Consider the following 19,553-nt stretch of genomic DNA (forward strand, 5'->3'; position numbering starts at 1 on the left):
CGGCCCCGCCCCTCCCGGCCCCGGCGCACCGCGCGCGCACCGGCGCGGCGCTGCACGACCTCGGCGTGCTCGACCTGCTCGCCGCCTACGCCGCCGACACCACCACGCCCACCGCGGTGCTCGCCGCGCTGCGCGCCCGCTGGGCCGACCCGGCGCTCGTCGGCGGGGCGATCCTCGCCGTCGTCGACGGCGCCGACGAGGCCGCCGCCGACTCCGACCGCCGCTGGCTGGGCGGCACCGCCCGCCCGCTCGAGGGCGTCTTCTTCGGCGTCAAGGACATCGTCGACGTCGCCGGCGCCCCGGTCACCGCGGGCTCGCACACCACCGGCGACCGCATCGCCGGCACCGACGCGACGGCCGTCGCCCGGCTGCGCGCCGCCGGCGCCATCCCCGTCCTGATCACCGCGACCACCGAATTCGCCTGCGGCGCTCCGCACAACGCCCGCTACGGGGCCGTCACCAACCCGTGGGACCGCAGCCGCTGGACCGGCGGCTCGTCCACCGGCTCGGCCGGCGCCCTCGCCGCGCGCCTCGTCCCGCTCGCCCTCGGCACCGACACCGGCGGCTCGATCCGCGTGCCCAGCGCCCTGTGCAACCTCACCGGCATCAAGCCCACCTACGGCCTCGTCCCGCGCACGGGTGTCGCGTCGCTGTCGTGGACCCTCGACCACATCGGGCCGATGGCCCGCTCCGCCGCCGACCTGCGCGTCGTCCTCGACGTCCTCGCCGGACCCGACGGCCTCGACCCCGCCGCGGCCCCGGACGCGGTGGCGCGGCAGGTGCAGGTCGGCCTCGCGGACCCCGGCACTCCCGGCGCGCCGTCGCTGGCGGGCGTGCGGCTCGGCGTCCCCACCACGTGGTTCACCGAGCTGTGCGACGCGGGCGTGCTGGCCGCGTGGGAGGCGGCCGTCGCCGCGCTGCGGGGCCTGGACGTCGAGGTGGTGCCCGTCGACATCCCCGACGCCCACCGCCTGCACGACGACGTCACCATCGTGCTCACCTGCGAGCTCGCCGCCAACCAGGAGGGCGCGCTGGAGCGGTTCGCGCGGTACGACATCGGCACCCAGGTGCGTATCGCGCGCGGGCTGGTGCCGTCGGCGGTGGACTACCTGCGCTCGCTGCGGCGCCGCGCCGGCGCCCAGCGCGCGACGGTGCAGGCGTTCGACGCCGCCGGGATCGACGCGTTCGTCACCCCGGGCATCGGGGCGACGGCCGCGCGGCTGTCGGACGTCACCGTCGAGATCGACGGCGTGCGCCACCCGATGCAGTCGATCGTCGGCCGCAACACCGGCCTGTTCGACTACCTTGGCCTGCCCGCGGTGATAGCGCCCGCCGGTTTCGTCGACGGCCTGCCCGTCGGCGTGCAGATCGTGGGCCGGCCGTGGGCCGACGACACGTGCCTGCGCCTGGCGCAGGCGCTGCAGGCCGTCACCGACGTCCACGAGCGTCGCGCCGATGGATAGCGTTGCCGCACGGCATCATCCGCATCCGTGGCGGGTGTTCGCGGCCACCAGCGTCGGCGTGGTCGCGGTGTTCCTCAGCATCAGCGGCCTCACCGTCGCGCTGCCCACCGTCACCCGCGAGCTGGGTGCCTCGGCGGCGCAGTCGACGTGGATCCTGTTGGGCTACATGCTCGTCACCACCGCGCTGATCCTCGTGTTCGGCCGGCTCGCCGACATCGTCGGCCGTCGCCCGCTGTATCTGGCGGGGCTGGCGGTGTTCACGGTCGCGACCGGGCTGTGCATGCTCGCGCCGACCGCCGGGTGGCTGATCGCGGCGCGGGTGCTGCAGGGCGTCGGGGCGGCGGCCGTCGTCACCAACAACACGGCGCTGCTCACCGACACCTTCCCGCCGCACAGCCTGGGCCGTGCCCTCGGCTGGAACGCGACCGTCGCGGCCGTCGCGCAGGTCGTCGGGCCGGTGATTGGCGGTGCCGCGACGGCCGCATTCGGCTGGCGCGGGCTGTTCGTCGTCGTGCTGCCGGTGGGAGTGCTCGCGATCGCGTCGTCGCTGCTGGTGATCCCGCGCGGCACCCGCCGGCGCGTCGAGCGCGAGCCGTTCGACCTGGCGGGGGCCGTGCTGTCGACCGCGTTGCTGACCGCCGTCGTGCTGGCGCTGACACCGGGGGTGACGTCGTCGCCGTGGTTGCCGTGGGCGTGCGGCACGGCGAGCCTGGTGCTCGGCGGGGTGTTCGCGGCGGTGCAGATCCGTCGCACCCACCCGCTGGTGGACCTGACGCTCTTCCGCAACCGCGGCATCGCGCTCGTCCTCGTGGCGGTGCTCGTCAACGCCGTCGCCACCTACGCGGTGACGCTGCTCGTGTCGCTGTACGGGCAGGCGGTGGGCGGGATCTCGGCCGTCGCGGCCGGGCTGCTGGTGATGCCCGTCGCGGTGGGAACCGTCGTCGCGGCCGCCGCCGCGGGCTCGCTCATGCTGCGCTTCACCCCGCGCACGCTGACCGCCACGGGCATGGCGCTCAACGCCGTCGGGTTGCTCGGCGTCACCCTGATGCTCTCGCCGGACGGCGGCTCGCTCGGGGCGACGGCGCCGTTCCTGTTCGTCCTCGGCTGCGGCACCGGCCTGTTCATGACCCCGAGCACCAGCGCGCTGATGCTCACCGCGCCCGCGGAACGTCGCGGGATCGCCAACGGGCTGCGCTCGACGCTGCAGAACGTCGGCTACCTGCTCAGCACCGCGCTGGCGCTGGCCGTCGCGACCGTCGGGCTCAGCGCCACCGCGCGGCAGGCCGCGTACGGCGGCACCCTCGGCACGCTCGGCAGCGCCGAACTGGCGCGGTTCGTCGACAACGTCCGCGCGGTGGGACTCGCGCTCACCGTCGTCGCCGCCGCGGGTGTCGCCGTGTGCCTGGCCTTCCCGCGCCGGCAGGTCACCGCGCCCGCCGCCGTGCGTCCCCTCGAACCCGTCACGACCCTGAAGGACATCGCATGACGCTCGCCGACCGCACCGCCCAGGCGGCCGACTACGCCCGCGCCGGCTTCGGGCAGGAGCTTCAGCCCGGCACCCGCCCGGCCCTGATCGTCGTCGACCCGGCCCGCGCCTACATCGACCCGGACTGCCCGCTTTACGCCGGGGTGGAGGAGAACGTCGCGGCGATGCGCACGCTGCTCGCCGACGCCCGCGCCGCCGGCATCCCCGTCGTGATCACCGAGGTGCGGCTGCGCGCCGACGGCGCCGACGCCGGGGTGTTCTTCAAGAAGTCGGGCACGCTCGTCGCGTTCTGCGAGGGCAGCCCGTACGGGGAGCTCATCGACGGCCTCGAGCCGACGTGCGCCGAGCTGCTCGTGACGAAGAAGTACGCGAGCGCGTTCTTCGGGACGTCGCTGAATTCGTACCTGACGTCGCTCGGGGTGGACACTGTCCTCATCGCCGGCCTGTCCACGAGCGGCTGCGTGCGCGCGACGACCCTCGACGCGATGCAGCACGGCTACATTCCCATCGTCGTGGAAGACGCCGTGGGCGACCGGGATCCGGCCATCCACCACTCGAACCTGTTCGACATGCAGCAGAAGATGGCCGAGGTCTGGGCGCTGACCCGCGCCCAGTCCTACCTCGCCCGTGCGTGATTCCGGTAGCTCTGGCTACCAGAAACGCGCACGGGCGGCGGAGCCGCACGGCAGTTAACACGAACGAACCAACGGTGTTGCCGGTCGCAACACGGCACCCGATACATTCGAAGTCATCGACCGTATCGGCCGGCCCCGCAACGACGCGCCCCCGCCTCTCGTCGAATCCCGCCTCTCGTCGAACCTCCGCTTCCCCCTCCAGGAGAATTCATGCGCACCACCCTTCCCGGCCGCGCCGCGATCGCCGCGCTCACCCTGACGGCCGCCCTCGGTCTCGCCGCATGCAGTAGTTCCGGCTCCGGCGGCGGCGACGTCTCCGACGCCGACGTCGCGGCCGGCATCGAGTACGCCCGCGCCCAGCTCGCGAAGTACGCGGCCGACCCGGAGTTCACCCTCGAGGCCGAGCCCTTCCCGATGCGGAACATCGCCGGCAAGACGATCTTCGCGATCCCCACCAACAGCGAGAACCCCTACAACGTCGCCGTCGACGAGGAATCGAAGAAGGTCGCCGAACGCTACGGCGCCACCTGGATCGAATACACCAATCAGGGCCAGCCCGCCCAGTGGGCCACCGGCGTCGAGCAGGCCGTCAACCAGAGGGTCGACTTGATCATCCTCTCCCAGGGCATCGACGCCTCCCTCATCAAGCCGGCCCTCGAAAAGGCCGAGACGGCAAATATTCCCGTGCTGCTCACCCACACCATCCTGCGCGGGGAGTCGCTGCCCGCCGGCCTCGAGGGGCTCGTCGACGCCACCACCGACGCCCCGCTCGCCGAGGCCAACCGCCTCACCGTCGACTGGATGATCGATCAGACCGACGGCGAGGGCAACGCCCTGATCATCACCTCCAACGAGGTCCCGCCCGCCAAGGCCGAGGTCGCGGCGATGGAGGACGAGATCGCGCAGTACTGCCCCCGGTGCGAATACAAGATCGTCAACGTGCCCGTCGCCGAGTGGGCCACCAAGATCCAGTCCGAGGTGCAGTCCGCCCTCTCCGCCGACCCCACCATCAACTTCGTCCTGCCCATCTACGATTCGATGTCGCTCTATGCCCAGTCCGGCATCAAGGCCGCCGGCAAGACCGGCCAGGTCGAGATCTCCTCCGTCAACGGCACCCCCGCCGTGCTGAAGATCCAGCAGGACGACGGCATCGTCACCATGAACGTCGGCGAATCCATCCCGTGGCTCGCCTGGGCCACCATGGACCAGGCCGGCCGCATGCTCCTGGGCTACGACCCCGTCCCGAACGGTGCCCAGCAGACCCCGCTCAAGCTCATCACCGCCGACAACATCGACGAGACCGGCACCCCGCCGCAGCCCGACAAGGGCTACGGCACCGCCTACGTCACCGGCTACGAGGCCCAGTGGGGGTCCAGTGAGCAGCCCTGACCCCATCGTCAACATCGTCGGCCTGTCCAAGACCTTCGGCAGCCACACCGTCCTGAAGGACGTCGGCCTGACGATCCACGCCGGCGAGGTGCACGGCCTGCTCGGCGAGAACGGCTCCGGCAAGTCCACCCTCATCAAGGTCCTCGCCGGCTTCCACGCCCCCGACCCCGGCGCCGCCCTGCAGGTCCGCGGCCGCGACGTGCCCCTGCCCGTCCCGGCCGGCGGCTTCCGCGAACTCGGCATCAGCTTCGTCCACCAGGACCTCGCGCTCGTGCCCGACCTGTCGGTGGTGGAGAACCTGCGCGTCGGGCCCGTCGTCGCCGGATCGAGGCCGTGGATCTCGTGGCGGCGCGAGAAGGGCACCGCCCGAGCGCTGTTCGACCGCTTCGGCCTCGACGTCGACCCGGATGCGCCGGTGTCGAGCCTCGGCGAGACCGACCGCGCACTCGTCGCGATCCTGCGGGCCGTGGAGGAACTCGGCGACCACCGCACCCTCCTCGTCCTCGACGAGCCGACCGTCTTCCTGCCCCGCGAGGGCACCGACCTGCTGTTCTCCGTCGTCCGCGAGATCGTCGTCGACAAGAAGGCCGCGGTCCTGTTCGTCTCCCACGACCTCGACGAGGTGCTCGACCACACCGACCGCGTCACCGTCCTGCGCGACGGCGTCTCCCAGGGCACCCACCGCACCCGCGACCTCACCGCCGTCTCGCTCATCGATCTCATCGTCGGCCGCAGCCTCGACTCCGCCGACCCCCGCGTCGCCGGTCCCGTCCGCGACTTCGACGACGCGGCGCCGCTCGCCCGGATCGAGGAACTCGAGACCGCGACCGTCGACGGGATCGGCTTCGACGTGCGGTCCGGCGAGATCGTCGGCCTCACCGGCATCGCCGGCTCCGGCTACGACGACGTGCTGCCCGCCGTTTACGGGGCCCGACCGGCCCGCGGGGGAAGGTTGACGATCGGCCCCGACACCGTTGCGCTACAGACGATCACGCCGATCGACGCGCTCGACCGCAAGGTCGTGTACGTGCCACCGGACCGCAAGGTGGAGGGCAGCGCGCCGGAGCTGACCGTCGCCGAGAACGTCACCCTGCCGATCCTCGGCGCGGGCCTGGTCAAACCGGGCGCGCTCAGGGTCGCCGCCGCGTCCCTCGCCGAACGCTGCGACGTGCGGCCCCGCGACCCGCAGGCCGTCTACGGTTCCCTCTCTGGCGGCAACCAGCAGAAGGCCCTGCTCGGCAAGTGGCTCCAGACCGACCCGGCGCTGGTGCTGCTCGCCGAACCCACCCAGGGCGTGGACATCGGTGCCCGCGCCCGCATCTTCGAGATGCTCCGCGAGACGGCGCGCGGGGGAGCGGGCATCGTCGTCGCCAGCTCCGACTACGAGCAGCTGTCGGTGCTGTGCGACCGCGTCCTCGTCTTCTCCCGCGGCCACATCGTCGCCGAACTCACCGGCGACCACCTTTCCAAGCACCACATCTCGGACAGCGTCCTCGGACTGACCCGACAGGAAGTGAAAGCCTGATGTCCGTCACCCTCGACAAGACCACCACCACGAAAACCCCCGCACCCGTTACGGACTTCGCCCGGCCGCGCGTCGCGCTCGGCCCGCTGGTCGAGAAGTACGCGCTCGTGCTGGCCCTCGTCGCCGTCGTGCTCGTGTTCAGCGCGCTGCGCCCCGAGATCTACCCGACCGCGAACAACCTGCAGAACATCCTCGGCTCCCAGGCCGTGCTGCTCATTCTCGCCCTCGGGCTGATCGTGCCGCTCACCGCCGGCGAGTTCGACCTCTCGGCCGTGTCCACCATGTCCCTCGCCGCGATGACCATCGCGGTGCTCAACGTCCAGCAGGGCTGGTCGCTGCTGCCGGCCATCGGCGTCGCCGTGCTCGTCGCGCTGTTCGTCGGCGTCGTGAACGCCGTGCTCGTCGTCCGGCTGCACATCGACTCGTTCATCGCGACGCTCGGCAGCGGCACCGTCGTCCTCGGCGTGGTGCAGTGGATCTCCGACTCCACCTCCGTCACCGGCATCGACGCCGCGCTCGTCGACGCGACCATCGGCACCCGCCTGTTCGGGGTGTCGCTGCAGTTCTACTACGCCCTCGCCCTCGTCCTGCTCACCGCGGTGATCTTCCAGTACACGCCGATCGGGCGCCGGCTGCTGTTCGTCGGGCGCGGACCGCAGGTCGCGCGGCTCAGCGGCCTGCACGTCGACCGCATCCGCGGCGGCGCGCTCGTCACCTCCGCGCTCGTCGCGGCCCTGGCCGGCATCGTCTACGCCGGCATGCTCGGCGGCGCCGACCCGTCGTCCGGGCAGTCGTTCATGCTGCCGGCGTTCGCCGCCGCATTCCTCGGCGCCACCGCGATCGTGCCCGGCCGCTTCAACGCCTTCGGCACCCTCGTCGCGGTGTACTTCCTCGTCGCCGGGGTCGTCGGGCTGCAGATGCTCGGCGTCGCCAGCTTCGTCCAGCAACTGTTCTACGGCGGCGCACTCGTCGTCGCCGTCGCCCTCTCCGGTGCGGTCCGTCGTCGCACCGCCTCCCGATCCGCGCGCTGAGCGCCCGACCGAAAGACACCCGCCATGAAGACCACCGTCGTCGCCGGCAACCCCAAGCCCGGCTCCCGCACCCTCGACGCCGCCACCCACCTGGCCACCGAACTCACCGGCTCCGCCCCCGACCACGTCGTCGACGTGATCACCCTCGGACCCGGCCTGCTCGGCTGGGGCGACGACGCCGTCAAGGCGGCGGTGGACACCGTCGCCGCCTCGGACCTCGTGGTCGTCGCCAGCCCCACCTTCAAGGCCACCTACACCGGCATCCTCAAGCTCTTCCTCGACCAGTTCGCCACCGGCGACGGCCTGCGCGACGTCACCGCCGTGCCGCTCATGCTCGGCGCCGGCCCGGCCCACGCCCTGGCCCCGGACCTGCTGCTCAAGCCGGTCCTCGTCGAACTCGGTGCCACCACCCCGGCGCCGGGTCTGTACCTGCTCGACTCCACCTACACCACCGACACGCGGATCGCGGACTACGCCCAGCGCTGGGCTCCGGTCCTGCGGTCCACTCTCCGGACGGAGGCCCGATGACCACCCTGACCCTCGACGGCGCCGCGCTGCGTCGCGCCTTCGCCCACATCCCGTCCGGGGTCGTCGCGATCTGCGCCGACACCGGCACCGAACGCCTCGGCATGGCCGCGAGCACGTTCGTGCCGGTGTCGTTGGATCCGCCGCTGGTGGCATTCTGCGTGCAGAACACCTCCACCACCTGGCCGAAGCTCGCGGCACGACCGCGACTGGGCATCAGCGTCCTGAACTCCGACGGTGCCGCCCGGGTGCTCGCGGCCAAGGACGGCGACCGGTTCGCCGGCATCGACACCGAAACCCGGGACGGGGGAGCGCTGTTCGTCGCCGGCTGTAGCGTCCGGCTGGACGTGTCGATCGAACAGCAAGTGCCCGCGGGCGACCACGCCATCGTCGTGCTGCGGGTCCACGAACTGCACTGCGACGACTCCGGCACCGAGCCGATCGTGTTCCACCGCAGCGCCTTCCGCCGGCTGGTGGCGTCGTGAACCGGATCGAGGCGGCGCTGGCCGCACTGCGCGCGGGGCGGCCCGTCCTCGTCGCCGACGACGCCGACCGCGAGAACGAGGGCGACGTGATCCTCGCCGCCCACCACGCGAGTCCGGAGTGGATCGCGTGGACCGTGCGGCACACCTCGGGCCTGCTGTGCGCGCCGATGACCGGCGCCCGCGCCGACGCCCTGGACCTGCCGGCGATGGTGACCGACAACCAGGACCCGAAGCAGACCGCGTACACGGTGACTGTCGACGCCGCGCGCGGGGTGAGCACCGGCATCAGTGCCGCCGACCGCGCCACCACGCTGCGGGTGCTCGCCGACCCCACCGCCACCGCCCGCGACCTGATCCGGCCCGGGCACATCCTGCCGCTGCGCGCCCGGCCCGGCGGGGTGCTCGAACGTCCCGGCCACACCGAGGCCGCCGTCGACCTGTGCGCGCTCGCCGGGCTGCCCCAGGTCGGGGTGATCGCCGAACTCGTCGCCGACGACGGGTCCATGATGCGCATGCCCGGCATCGAGGACCTCGGCGCCCGGCACGACCTGCCCGTCCTCACCGTCGCGGAGCTGATCAACTACCGCGCCGCGCACCCGCTGCCCGCAACCGTGGTGCCGGCCGGGCGGGTGATCCGCGCCGACGAGACCGTGATGCCGACCCGGTTCGGCACCTTCCGTGCCGTCGGCTACCTGGACCGGCACACCGGTGCCGAGCACCTGGCGCTGCTCGCCGGCGACCCGGTCGACGGGGCGCTGGTGCGGGTGCATTCGGAGTGCCTGACCGGGGAGTCGTTCGCCTCCCAGCGCTGCGAATGCGGCCCGCAGCTCGACGCCGCCCTCGAGCGTCTCGCCCACGAGGGCGGGGTGCTGGTGTATCTGCGCGGGCACGAGGGCCGTGGCATCGGACTGCTGAAGAAGCTGGCCGCCTACCGGCTGCAGGACGGCGGCCTGGACACCGTGCAGGCCAATCTGGAACTGGACGAACCCGCCGACGGCCGCGAATACGGCGGCGCCGCCGCGATCCTGCACGACCTCGGTGTGCGGTCGGTGCGGTTGCTCACCAACAACCCGGCGAAGATCTCCGGGCTCGAGGCCAACGGCATCGTCGTGTCGGGGCGGGTGCCGCTGCACGTGGGCAGGGCCCCCGCGAACGTGCGGTATCTGGAGACGAAGCGGCGGCGGATGGGGCATCTGCTGCCCGCGGCGGAGAGGTGAGTCGCAGAACTGCATCGGCGGTGTTCGCAGTCGTCCGCTCGTGCGTATTGCAGGAGGGGACGACTGACGGTGGATCGGCTGTAAATGTCACTCAGCGGCTGTGTGATTCGAACTCGTCGAGGGCGGCGACAATGCGCGAGGAGGTATCTTCGATGCCTGCGCACCACTGGGATTCCGGCAGGGGAACGTTCCGGTCGCGAAAGTGGATTCGGCCGATGATGAGAACGCCGTAGGACGTTTCGACGCTCATGCCGCAGCTGTAGGGCAGGGACGAATTGGTCTTGAGCAGCGCGCGTCGTCCCGCCAGTTGGGTGGGGACAATGTCGTCACCGTTACCGGTGGCCTTCTGCCTCTCCTCCTCGAAGTCGAAGTTGGCGGACAATACGGACAGACCATAATTGGCCAGGACTCCGGGGATGTGCAACGTGCCGTCGTAGGAGCAGCCGAGCATCGTGAAATGCGTGGCGGCGAAGTCCGCATTGTCCTCGGTTCTCGGGTCGTAGCCGGCGGCGGTGAGCACGTCGTCGGGAATGTCGAGGCAGGGGTCGAAGGCGACGAGGGGTCGGTCGGATTCGTCGACCAGGCGCGGCACGCGTGTCGTGGTGGTCACGGGAGTCGGCGGCTCACCCGTTATGACGGCGGAGTGTGTGGACGGCGCGCAGCCGGCAAGCACCCCGACAGCGAGCAGCGCACCTGCGGTGCGGCGGCTGGTCACTGCTCGTCCGAACTCGCGCCGTGCACACGCTGCATCCAGTCGTACTCGGCGGCAAGGAAACCCTCGCCACCGGCGGCGAAGAGGTCCCGCATGTCCTTGAGCACCACATAGAACTGCTCGAGCCGCTCGTAGAGCGAGTCGGGTGTGCCCTGGGCCTTGCGCACGAATCCGGCGCGGAGAGCCTCGGCCGACGCGAACCCACCGAAGCTGGGCGCATCGGTCAGGTTGCGGGCCTCCCCAGCCGCGTCTTTCAGCGTCCCGAGCATGGTGTCGCAGATCGCGACAATCTCGTCGATCGCCTGCGGATCCAGACGAAGTTCCTCGGCCATGAAATCCCCCCATGATGTCCATTGGCCCGGGTACTGTAGCGCGCCGACGGCATGGGTGCGTCACTGCTCGAACGCGAGATGATGGCGACTGATGGGTGGAACGACCGGGAGTGTGCACCTGCTTTGTGACGCAGGCACTCGCTGCAGCGAGCTGGAACGAGTGCCTACATCTCGGAACGGGTGCAAGCCGGCTGACTCGGTCAGCGCTGCTGCGGGTGATCCGTCGGATTTTCGGCAGCCGGTCCTCCGGCAGTCGCAAGCACCGCGGGTCCTTCTGTGTAAGGTGCCTCGGGCAGGTAGGGACACAGGGGGCAACTGTATGGGGGAAGCGTTTTCGTCGCGCCGGAAGAACTCCGGCTGCTTGCAGCAAGGACTGCGGAGGCCGGTGCCGCTCGGCGGTGGATCGTGCGTAGGCCGACGGTGCCGTTCGGATCCAGTACCACGCGAGAAACCCTCTCGCTCCGGATGTGTCGACTCCAACGCATACGGTCAACGGTGACATCGTGATATCGCCGCGGCCGGAAGGAATTGCTGTCGACGGTGTGATCACGGATTACCCGGCGCTCGAGGTCTATCGGGATACGCCCATGGGCGGTACGGAAACTGTCACGATCGACCCTGCCGACAGCGGCAGCGAATACGGTCCGCTCATCAACCTTCCGTTCCATCATTCGATCGGGGTCGGAACGGAAGCATTCGAGCGTTTCAGGTCTGCGTACGCTCAGTTGCCGCCTTACGAGGCGGGGACACGTCCCGATGCGGATCCGCACCAGCCCACGCGGCTCGGTGGTACGGAGGATGCGCTTCGTGTGGTGGTCGTCCGATGATTCGGCCGGTCCTCCCGCCTGGGCTTTCGCAACGGCTCGATCGGATCGGCTTCTGGGAGGCCGCCACGTGGTCCCTGCCGTTTGCCGCAGCCGGCGGAGCGTCGTTGTTCGTCGGGATTGTCGCCGCGATCGGCATGATCGACCATCGGGCGAACCCGACGGAAGGGTGGATCCTCGCTGTCGTCGCCGCACTCATGGGTGCCGTCGCTGCCGTGCTGGCGCGCTCACGCGCCGAACATGACCGCGGCATTGCGCTCGGAGTCGGTGGGGCCGCGGTAGTTCTCTGTGTCGTGTGGTTGTTGTCGTGGTGAGCCGTGAGCCGTGAGTCGTGGTGGACCAATCGCATCGACTGGTTCGGCCCGGAGAGCTTCGTCGGGGCGCTGTGCGGACTGGGGTGCGTGGCGTCGGTCCCTCTCGGCATTGCCGGCGGCGACGCAGCGTGGCCGTACCTCGGTCCACTCGTCGGTGGGGGATTGCTGACGGCGTTCCGCGGGCCGGTCCGTCGATTCGGCATGGGGTTGGCCATCTCCAGCGTCGCGGTCCCGTCGCTGCTGGTCGGTGTCCTGTTGTTCGGTGGGGCGGCGGCGGCGTTTCGATGAACGGCGGGCCCGGGCGGAGGGCACGTCTGGGCGGTCCTCTCGCCGTGATCCCCGTATGCTGCGGTAATGCCGGAGATTCGAGTCCTGGACACCGAAGCCGAGCTGCTGACGGCGGCGAAGCTGTTCCGTACCGCGATGATCGGGATGCCGGCGCCGAATCCGCTCGAGCCGGGACAGATCCTCACCCAGCGCGAACAGGGCCGCACCCTCGGGGCGTTCGTCGACGGGCAGATGGTCGGCACGGTGGAGTCGGCGTCGAGTGGCATGGTGCTGCCCGGCGGCCGGCGGGTTCCGCACGCCGCCGTGACGCACGTCGGCGTGCTGCCCACGCACACGCGGCGGGGTGTGCTCTCGGCGTTGATGCGTCGTCAGCTGAGCGATGCCCAGGACCGGGGTGAGGTGGTGACGTCGCTGCGGGCCTCCGAGGCGACGATCTACGGCCGCTTCGGGTACGGCGTCGCCACGACGACGCACACCGTCGAGCTCGACGTGCGGCGGGCGGTGCTGCGTCCGTCGGTGGGCGAGGGCGAACCGGTGCGGCTCGTCGATCCGCACCACGCGTGGGACCTGCTGTCGCGCATTGCCGACGCCAATCCGTCGTCGCGGCCCGGAAGCATCGATCGCATCCCGCCGTGGTGGCGGTCGCAGGAGCACCGGATCGTCGGGGACCGCGAGCCCCGGTACGTCGCGGTGCACGGTGAGCCGGGCGCGGAGACGGGCTTTGCCCGGTACCGGCCGATCGGCACCGACATGTGGTTCGGCAGCCGGGATCGGACGGTCGTCGTCGAGGACTTCTTCGCCCCGACCCGCACCGCCTACCTGGGCCTGCTCCGGTTCCTGCTGAACCTCGATCTCGTCGACACGTTCGTCTTCGCCGCGCTCCCGCAGGACGATCCGCTGCCGTGGCTGCTGACGGACTCGCGCGCGGTGCGCTTGCGCAGTGCCGGCGACGAGACGTGGCTGCGCATCGTCGACGTGCCGGCCGCGCTGCGTGCGCGGACCTACGCCGGCACCGGAGAGGTGCGGCTGGCCGTGATCGACGAGCGTCTCCCGGAGAACACCGGGACCTATCGGATCTCGGCGGCGGGGGCCGAGCGGGTGGACGAGCCGGCGCAGCTCGAGGTGGACGTGTCCGCGCTCGCCGCGACGCTGCTCGGCGGGACCCGGTGGCATCAGCTGGAGGTCGCCGGCCTGGTGCGGGTGCTCGACGACGAGGCGCTCCCGGTGGTCGAGCAGCTGTTCGCGACGGCATCGGCGCCGTTCGCCGGCGTCATGTTCTGATCCCGCCCGGGCGCAGTGTCGTGGTTCAGCTCGCGTCGCTCTGCGCGCGACGCTTCCGGACACGCTTGACGATGGCGTAGCCGAGGAACAGGACGACGGCGGCGATCACGATGTTCTGGAACACCGACGCGTACGGCTCGACCCGCGCCCAGTTCGCGCCCAGCCCGTAGCCGGCGAGGACGAAGATCGTGTTCCAGACGAGGCTGCCGGCGGTGGTGAACAGCACGAACCGCCACGCGGGCATGCGGGTGACGCCGGCGGGGATGGAGATGAGGCTGCGGAACAGCGGGACCATCCGGCCGAAGAACACGGCCTTGCTGCCGTGCCGCTCGAACCATGCGGTGGTGCGGTCGAGGTCCGCGACGTCGACGAGGGGGAGCCTGTCGACGATCCGGCGGATGCGGTCGGGTCCGACGCCGCGCCCGGCCGCGTAGAGGCCGAGGGCGCCGGCGAGCGAGCCGAGGGTGGTCCAGAACAGCGCCCCGAAGAGGGTGAAGCTGCCCAGGCTCGCGGCGAACCCGGCCAGCGGCAGGATGACCTCGCTGGGCAGCGGCGGGAAGAAGTTCTCCAGCGCGATCGCGATCCCCGCTCCGACGCCGCCGAGCCGGTCCATGAGGGACAGCGCCCAGCCGGCGAGGCCCTCGGTGGGGACGGCGGCGTCGGCCGGTATGGCGGCGAGGAGTGGTGCAGTCACCTCACCCACGATAACGGCGGATCACGCCGGATCCGGCCGACGTGAGGGCCGCCACGGCCTCGTCCCGGTCAGGATCCGGCGAGCGCGGCCTGCAGTTTCTGCACCACGGCGGGGGCGGGGTTCTGGTTCTGGGCATTGGGGATGTCGCTGTTGACGGCCACGAGGATGATGTCCTGGGTGTTCTTGTCGTAGCCGAAGTAGGTGTTGAAACCGGGCAGCTCGCCGGTGTGGCTGAGCCAGCCGTCGGCGTCGCCGAGCCCGAGCCCGTACGCCGCGGTCGCGGTGTTCGGTGGCAGCCCGTACAGGAACGACGACATGCGCACGTCCTGGGTCTGCTGGTCGTAGAGCCCCTCGCCGGTGCCGATGGCCTTCGCCCAGATCTGCAGGTCGTCGAGGGTGGAGATCATCGCCCCGGCGGCCCATGCCCACGAGGGATCCCAATTGGTGGGGTCGGTGGTCTGTCCCTCCGGCTGGCCCTGCTCGGTGATGCCTTCGAGGTGGGGGGAGGGGATCTCGGCGGTGTCGGGGAAGGAGGTCTCCCGCATCCCGAGCGGCTCGATGATCTTCCCGGTGATGTAGTCGCCCAGGCTCTGCCCGCTGACCTGCTCGACGACCAGGCCGAGGGCGATGAGGTTCGAGTTCGAGTACTCCCACTTCTCCCCGGGCGGGAAGTTCGGCGGCGCTCCGCGCACGATGTCGAGCAGCTGCTCGGGAGTCCAGGGCTTGGTCGGGTCGCCGAAGAGCTGGTTCTGGAAGTTCTCGTCGAAGGTGTAGCTGGGGATGCCGCTGGTCATGTCGGCGAGCTGGCGCAGGGTGGCGGTGTCGCCGTTGGGCAGGCCCGGCACGTACTTGCCGATGGGGTCGTCGAGCGACAGCTTGCCGTCCTGCATCAGTTGGAGCACCGCGGTGACGGTGAACGTCTTGGTGATGCTGCCGATGCGGGTGTGGTCGGAGGCGGTCGGGGGCTCGGTGGAGTCCTGGCCTGCGGTCCCGGAACTGCCGGTCCACTCGTAGTCGGCGGTGATCACCCGCGCGACGACGCCGGGGAACTTGAAGTCGTCGCGCACGTCGTCGAGCGCGGTCTGGAACTTCTCGGCCTGGGCCGCGTCGGGCGCGCGGGTGGTCGTCGTCGCGGAGTCCTCGGTGCCGGTGTCGGAGCCGCAGGCGGCGGCCACCACCACGAATGCGCTCACGGCGAGGATCGAAAGACGGCGCATCGCAGCTCCCAGGGTCGGCAGGATGACAACATCATCGGACCTCAGTGTGAACCCTGCACCGGCGCAGCGCGTGCAGTTCGATCATGAAAGCGGCGGCGGGCGCTCAGTTCGGTGCGGAGAAGAGGCCGGAGTAGTCGTACGGTCCGTGACGCCGGGTGTCCGCCTCGAGGTCGGCGGTGGTGTCCGGCTCGGCGGGCTTGCCGGGCTGAAGGAAGATCGGGTACTCGTGGTGCTGCATGGTGTCCTGTTCTGTGGAGCGATCGGGGAGGGAAGGGTCAGTGGTCGCCGGGCGCATCGGTGACTGTTCGCATGATCTCGTAGGCGCGGTCCGGATCGGTGTGGGGATCGACGAGCGTCAGCGCGATCCGCGTGTCGTTCTCGCCGAACAGATACATCAGGTTCGCCGGCTGTCCGGGAATCGGACCGGTGATCTCGATGCCGTCGACGTCGTCGATGCGTCGCTGAGCGGAGCTGACCGCATTCCATTCGAACGCGATCCGTGCGACGGACCCGAGCCGCGGGGCGAGCGCCGAGATCAGGTCGTGCAGCTCCGAGGTGATGTTCGAGGTCCATGGAAACCAGGCGCCGTCGACGGACGACGTGGGCGCCCCGGCAGGGCGCAGCAGCAGCCGCGGGGTGCGTGTGGGCTCGGGGAACGGCTGCGTTCCCGCCCGTGCCGGCGCATCCCGGCGGGTGCCGGGATGTGGAGGCGGTGTGTGCGTCACAGGACGCTCCTTGGTCGGCCGCGAATCAGCCGGAAAGATGTTCCAATCGGGGCCCATCGAGCGGGAGGCTCGACGCGAGATGCCCATCGATACCCGAAGCCTACAGGGTGGGGCCGGGAACGGGCGAATGTGCAGCGGGTCGCACACCCGATCGAACCGCGGGGTGCGGGGACCGGCGGTAATCTCACGGAGTGGACGAGTTGAACGAGAACGGCGAGCCGTTCGAACTCGCGTCGGACGGCCAGGTCGACGTCACCCCGGAGATCGACGAAATCGGCGAGCTGCTGCGCAAGTCGGGCCGCGAGAACCTGGTCGCCGACGTCGACGAACCGTGGCGGCATGGGTATCCGTACGACACGAAGATGACGCGGCGGCAGTACGAGGCCCGCAAACGCCGGCTGCAGATCGAACTGCTCAAGCTGCAGGCCTGGGTCAAGGAGTACGACGAGAAGATCGTCATCATCTTCGAGGGCCGCGACGCGGCCGGCAAGGGTGGGGCGATCAAGCGGTTCACCGAGCACCTCAATCCCCGCGGCGCGCGGGTGATGGCGCTCGAGAAGCCCACCGAGCGTGAACGCACGCAGTGGTATTTCCAGCGCTACGTCGAGCACCTGCCGGCGGGTGGGGAGATCGTGCTGATGGACCGGTCCTGGTACAACCGGGCCGGCGTCGAACGGGTGATGGGCTACTGCACCCCGAACGAGTATCGCGAATTCACCCGCTCCGCACCGGAATTCGAGCGGATGCTGGTGCAGTCGGGGATCCATCTGGTCAAGTTCTGGTTCTCGGTGGGCCGCGAGGAGCAGCACGCGCGGTTCGTCGCGCGCAGCACCGATCCGGTCAAGCAGTGGAAACTCTCGCCGACGGACCTCGCGAGCCTCGACAAGTGGGACGCGTACACCGAGGCGAAGGAGGCGATGCTGTTCTACACCGACACCCCGCACGCGCCGTGGACCATCGTCAAGGCGAACGACAAGAAGCGTTCGCGGATCGAGGCCATGAAGTGGGTGCTGCACCGCTTCGACTACACCGGCAAGGATCCGCGCGTGGTTCGCACCCCGGATCCGCTGATCATCGGCTCGCCCGAGACGGTGTACGACGAGGGGGAGCGCCCCTCGGAGTCCTTTCCGACGATGTGATCTGCGCCCGGCGACCGCCCGCGCCGTTTCGGGGTGCGGGAGACCGGGTACTGCGAGAGGGCCGAACCGGCGGACGCCGGCCGACATCGAAAGGACGTCACACCGTGGGAAGTCCGGATGAGCGCGATGAGCGCGAAGAGCCCGTGGAGGCCACCGACCGCCCCGCCCCGGTCACCCGGGAAGACCTGGAGAACCTGGTGGACGACATGGAGAAGCGGGTCGAGTCCGAGCGCGAGGAGGAGGGCGTCGAGGGCAGCGTCTCGGACCGCGAGGAGCAGATGCCGATCGTGACGGGCGACGAGGCGCCGGACTGACCGGGCCGTGTCGTCACCGACCGGGAGCCGCCGGTGCCCGATGCCATGACCCATGCCTTCGTCCTGCTGCCGGGGGCCGGCTCGGACTCGTGGTACTGGCACCGGGTGGTGCCGCTGCTGCGCGAGCGTGGGCACGAGGTCGTCCCGGTCGACCTGCCGTACACCGATCCCGGCGCCGACCAGTACACGTACGCCGACGTCGTGGTTTCGGCCGGCCGTGACGTCGCGCGGCCGCCGACCCTGGTGGCGCAGTCGATGTCCGCGTTCACCGCGGCGATCGCCGCCGAGCGGATGCCCGTCGACGGGCTGATCCTGGTGGCCCCGATGATTCCGGCGCCGGGCGAGTCGCCGGGGCAGTGGTGGTCGGCGGTGGGGCAGGCCGAGGCGAAGCGCGCGCAGGACGTCGCCGAGGGGCGCGATCCGGACGCGCCGCTGGATCCGCGCGGGCTGTTCTTCCACGACGTGCCCGCCGACGTGGTCGACGAGGCCTTCGCGCACGAGCAGCCGGGCATGTCGGAGGCGGCGTTCGAGCCGGCGTGGCGGGCGCCGCGGTGGCCGGACGTGCCGGTGCGGGTGATCGCGGGCCGTCACGATCGGTTGTTCCCGTTGCCGCTGATCGAGCGCCTCGCTCGCGAGCGGCTGGGCGTGGAGCCCGAGGTGATCGACAGCGGGCACCTGCCCGCCCTCGCCCGCCCGGCGGAACTGGCGTCGCTGCTGCTGCGGGAGTGAGGATCCGTCGCCGGACGCGTTACCGGCTTCCGCTGCGGGACTTGCCGTTCGACGTGGCCGTCTCCTGGCCGCCGGTGAACTGCGCCGCCACCGCGGCGGGCATCGCCTCGTAGCGCAGGTGCATCCGGGCGAACTCGGCGGTGCCCTGGGTGAGCGACCGCAGATCGACCGGGTAGCGGGCGAGTTCGAGCTCGGGGACCTCCGCGCGCAGCAGGGTCCTGCCCGGCTCGGCGCTCTCGGTGCCGAGGACCCGGCCGCGCCGGGCGGACAGGTCGCCGAGGACGGCGCCGAGATACTCCTCGGGCAGGATCACCCGCACCGCGGCGACGGGTTCGAGCAGCTTGACCTCGGTGTGGGTGGCGGCGTCGCGCAGCGCCAGCCCGGCCGCGGTCTGGAACGCGGCGTCGGAGGAGTCCACCGAGTGCGCCTTGCCGTCGACGAGGGTGACGCGGACGTCGATGAGCGGGTTTCCGGTGGCCACACCCTTGGCGGCCTGCGCACGCACGCCCTTCTCGACGGACGGGAAGAACTGCCTGGGCACGGCGCCGCCGACGACGCGTTCGGCGAATTCGATGCCGCCGCCGATGGGCAGCGGTTCGACCTCGACGTCGCACACCGCGTACTGGCCGTGGCCGCCGGACTGTTTGACGAGGCGGCCGTGGCCCTTGGCCGGGGCCGCGAACGTCTCGCGCAGCGCCACCCGGTACGGGACGGCGTCGACGTTCACGCCGTGGCGGGTGCGCAGCCGGTCGAGGACGACCTCGGCGTGGGCCTCGCCCGTGCACCACAGCACGAGTTGGTGGGTGTCGGGGTTCTGCTCGAGACGCAGGGCGGGGTCCTCGGCGGTCAGCCTGGAGAGGGCCTGCGAGAGCTTGTCGTCGTCGCTGCGGCTGTGGGCCTCGACGGCCACGGGCAGGAGCGGCTCGGGCAGCGGCCAGCGGTCCAGCAGGGTCGATGCCCCCGCTTCGGAGAGGGTGTCGCCGGGCTGGGCGGTGACGAGCTTGGCGATGCACACCAGATCGCCTGCGACGGCCTCGGGCACCGGTCGCTGTTGCCGGCCGAACGGGCTGGTGAGGGTCGCGACGCGCTCGGTGGTGTCGTCGCCGGCGGACCCGGCCAGCCGGATCGTCGTGTCGGGGCGCAGCGTTCCGGAGAACACCCGCACCAGGCTGATGCGCCCGACGTACGCGTCCCCGGCGACACGGATCACCTGCGCCGTCAACGGCCC

The 19,553-nt window shown here is 71.0% G+C and carries 23 protein-coding genes; 16 read left to right on the plus strand and 7 right to left on the minus strand.

Features of this window, described 5'->3' with window-relative positions; all coding sequences use genetic code 11:
- From G6039_RS26535 to G6039_RS26575, 9 genes are all read left to right on the plus strand, one after another.
- On the plus strand, positions 1-1,463 hold a 1,463-nt coding region (locus G6039_RS26535), incomplete at its 5' end, for an amidase (protein ID WP_164528146.1).
- Entirely contained in the window at positions 1,456-2,949 is a 1,494-nt protein-coding gene (locus G6039_RS26540; protein ID WP_043797299.1) for an MFS transporter, read from the plus strand. The genes G6039_RS26535 and G6039_RS26540, both read left to right, overlap by 8 nt.
- Positions 2,946-3,584 (plus strand): isochorismatase family protein, encoded by a 639-nt coding sequence (locus G6039_RS26545; protein WP_043797297.1) that lies wholly within the window; start codon positions 2,946-2,948, stop codon positions 3,582-3,584. The genes G6039_RS26540 and G6039_RS26545 overlap by 4 nt, the downstream gene beginning before the upstream one ends.
- Positions 3,585-3,794: 210 nt before the next feature.
- Positions 3,795-4,973 carry a sugar ABC transporter substrate-binding protein gene (locus tag G6039_RS26550; RefSeq protein ID WP_043797294.1) on the plus strand — a complete coding sequence of 393 codons (1,179 nt, stop codon included), beginning with the start codon at positions 3,795-3,797 and terminating at the stop codon, positions 4,971-4,973.
- The gene (locus G6039_RS26555; RefSeq protein WP_043797292.1) at positions 4,960-6,498 is read left to right on the plus strand and encodes a sugar ABC transporter ATP-binding protein; all 1,539 of its coding nucleotides are present in this window, start codon (positions 4,960-4,962) and stop codon (positions 6,496-6,498) included. Before G6039_RS26550 ends, G6039_RS26555 begins: the two co-directional genes overlap by 14 nt.
- Positions 6,498-7,529, plus strand: a complete 1,032-nt coding sequence (locus G6039_RS26560) for an ABC transporter permease (protein WP_043797289.1) — start codon at positions 6,498-6,500, stop codon at positions 7,527-7,529. The genes G6039_RS26555 and G6039_RS26560 overlap by 1 nt, the downstream gene beginning before the upstream one ends.
- Positions 7,530-7,553: 24 nt before the next feature.
- Positions 7,554-8,057: an NADPH-dependent FMN reductase gene (locus G6039_RS26565; protein WP_043797286.1), complete on the plus strand. Its 504-nt coding sequence runs from the start codon at positions 7,554-7,556 to the stop codon at positions 8,055-8,057.
- Positions 8,054-8,539, plus strand: coding sequence for a flavin reductase family protein (locus G6039_RS26570; protein ID WP_043797283.1), 486 nt, complete (start codon positions 8,054-8,056; stop codon positions 8,537-8,539). The genes G6039_RS26565 and G6039_RS26570 overlap by 4 nt, the downstream gene beginning before the upstream one ends.
- Positions 8,536-9,756 (plus strand): bifunctional 3,4-dihydroxy-2-butanone-4-phosphate synthase/GTP cyclohydrolase II, encoded by a 1,221-nt coding sequence (locus G6039_RS26575; protein WP_043797281.1) that lies wholly within the window; start codon positions 8,536-8,538, stop codon positions 9,754-9,756. Before G6039_RS26570 ends, G6039_RS26575 begins: the two co-directional genes overlap by 4 nt.
- 91 nt (positions 9,757-9,847) lie before the next feature.
- Here G6039_RS26575 and G6039_RS26580 read toward each other — a convergent pair whose 3' ends face one another.
- Both G6039_RS26580 and G6039_RS26585 read right to left on the minus strand, forming a co-directional pair.
- Entirely contained in the window at positions 9,848-10,471 is a 624-nt protein-coding gene (locus G6039_RS26580; protein WP_043797278.1) for a DUF3558 domain-containing protein, read from the minus strand.
- Positions 10,468-10,800, minus strand: a complete 333-nt coding sequence (locus tag G6039_RS26585; protein ID WP_043797274.1) for a hypothetical protein — start codon at positions 10,798-10,800, stop codon at positions 10,468-10,470. Before G6039_RS26585 ends, G6039_RS26580 begins: the two co-directional genes overlap by 4 nt.
- A 542-nt stretch (positions 10,801-11,342) precedes the next feature.
- Between G6039_RS26585 and G6039_RS26590 the strand changes: the two genes are divergently transcribed.
- From G6039_RS26590 to G6039_RS26605, 4 genes are all read left to right on the plus strand, one after another.
- On the plus strand, positions 11,343-11,627 hold the full coding sequence (locus G6039_RS26590; protein ID WP_235194010.1) for a hypothetical protein: 285 nt from the start codon (positions 11,343-11,345) through the stop codon (positions 11,625-11,627).
- Positions 11,624-11,938 (plus strand): hypothetical protein, encoded by a 315-nt coding sequence (locus G6039_RS26595; RefSeq protein ID WP_043797272.1) that lies wholly within the window; start codon positions 11,624-11,626, stop codon positions 11,936-11,938. Before G6039_RS26590 ends, G6039_RS26595 begins: the two co-directional genes overlap by 4 nt.
- 3 nt (positions 11,939-11,941) lie before the next feature.
- On the plus strand, positions 11,942-12,226 hold the full coding sequence (locus tag G6039_RS26600; protein ID WP_043797269.1) for a hypothetical protein: 285 nt from the start codon (positions 11,942-11,944) through the stop codon (positions 12,224-12,226).
- Positions 12,227-12,292: 66 nt separating this feature from the next.
- On the plus strand, positions 12,293-13,507 hold the full coding sequence (locus G6039_RS26605) for a GNAT family N-acetyltransferase (protein ID WP_006939485.1): 1,215 nt from the start codon (positions 12,293-12,295) through the stop codon (positions 13,505-13,507).
- A gap of 25 nt (positions 13,508-13,532) precedes the next feature.
- Here G6039_RS26605 and G6039_RS26610 read toward each other — a convergent pair whose 3' ends face one another.
- The 4 genes from G6039_RS26610 to G6039_RS26620 form a co-directional block, all read right to left on the minus strand.
- Positions 13,533-14,213 (minus strand): DedA family protein, encoded by a 681-nt coding sequence (locus tag G6039_RS26610; RefSeq protein WP_029542816.1) that lies wholly within the window; start codon positions 14,211-14,213, stop codon positions 13,533-13,535.
- Positions 14,214-14,269: 56 nt separating this feature from the next.
- Positions 14,270-15,418 carry a serine hydrolase domain-containing protein gene (locus tag G6039_RS26615; RefSeq protein WP_029542818.1) on the minus strand — a complete coding sequence of 383 codons (1,149 nt, stop codon included), beginning with the start codon at positions 15,416-15,418 and terminating at the stop codon, positions 14,270-14,272.
- A 103-nt stretch (positions 15,419-15,521) separates the two neighbouring features.
- Complete coding sequence (locus tag G6039_RS31145) at positions 15,522-15,656, minus strand: hypothetical protein (protein ID WP_006939481.1); 135 nt, start codon at positions 15,654-15,656, stop codon at positions 15,522-15,524.
- Positions 15,657-15,693: 37 nt separating this feature from the next.
- Positions 15,694-16,143 (minus strand): DUF5994 family protein, encoded by a 450-nt coding sequence (locus G6039_RS26620; protein WP_029542821.1) that lies wholly within the window; start codon positions 16,141-16,143, stop codon positions 15,694-15,696.
- A 191-nt stretch (positions 16,144-16,334) separates the two neighbouring features.
- On the opposite strand from G6039_RS26620, the gene ppk2 reads away from it, so the two are divergent.
- From ppk2 to G6039_RS26635, 3 genes are all read left to right on the plus strand, one after another.
- Complete coding sequence (ppk2, locus tag G6039_RS26625; RefSeq protein WP_006939479.1) at positions 16,335-17,282, plus strand: polyphosphate kinase 2; 948 nt, start codon at positions 16,335-16,337, stop codon at positions 17,280-17,282.
- A 104-nt stretch (positions 17,283-17,386) separates the two neighbouring features.
- Positions 17,387-17,596: a hypothetical protein gene (locus G6039_RS26630; protein WP_043797266.1), complete on the plus strand. Its 210-nt coding sequence runs from the start codon at positions 17,387-17,389 to the stop codon at positions 17,594-17,596.
- 45 nt (positions 17,597-17,641) lie between these two features.
- The gene (locus G6039_RS26635) at positions 17,642-18,325 is read left to right on the plus strand and encodes an alpha/beta fold hydrolase (protein ID WP_029542823.1); all 684 of its coding nucleotides are present in this window, start codon (positions 17,642-17,644) and stop codon (positions 18,323-18,325) included.
- A 19-nt stretch (positions 18,326-18,344) separates the two neighbouring features.
- Here the strand turns inward: G6039_RS26635 and G6039_RS26640 are convergent.
- Positions 18,345-19,553: EF-Tu/IF-2/RF-3 family GTPase (locus G6039_RS26640; RefSeq protein ID WP_241258919.1), on the minus strand; the 1,209-nt coding region annotated here is incomplete at its 5' end.

Source organism: Rhodococcus aetherivorans (assembly GCF_011058165.1).
Classification (GTDB): Bacteria; Actinomycetota; Actinomycetes; order Mycobacteriales; family Mycobacteriaceae; genus Rhodococcus; species Rhodococcus aetherivorans.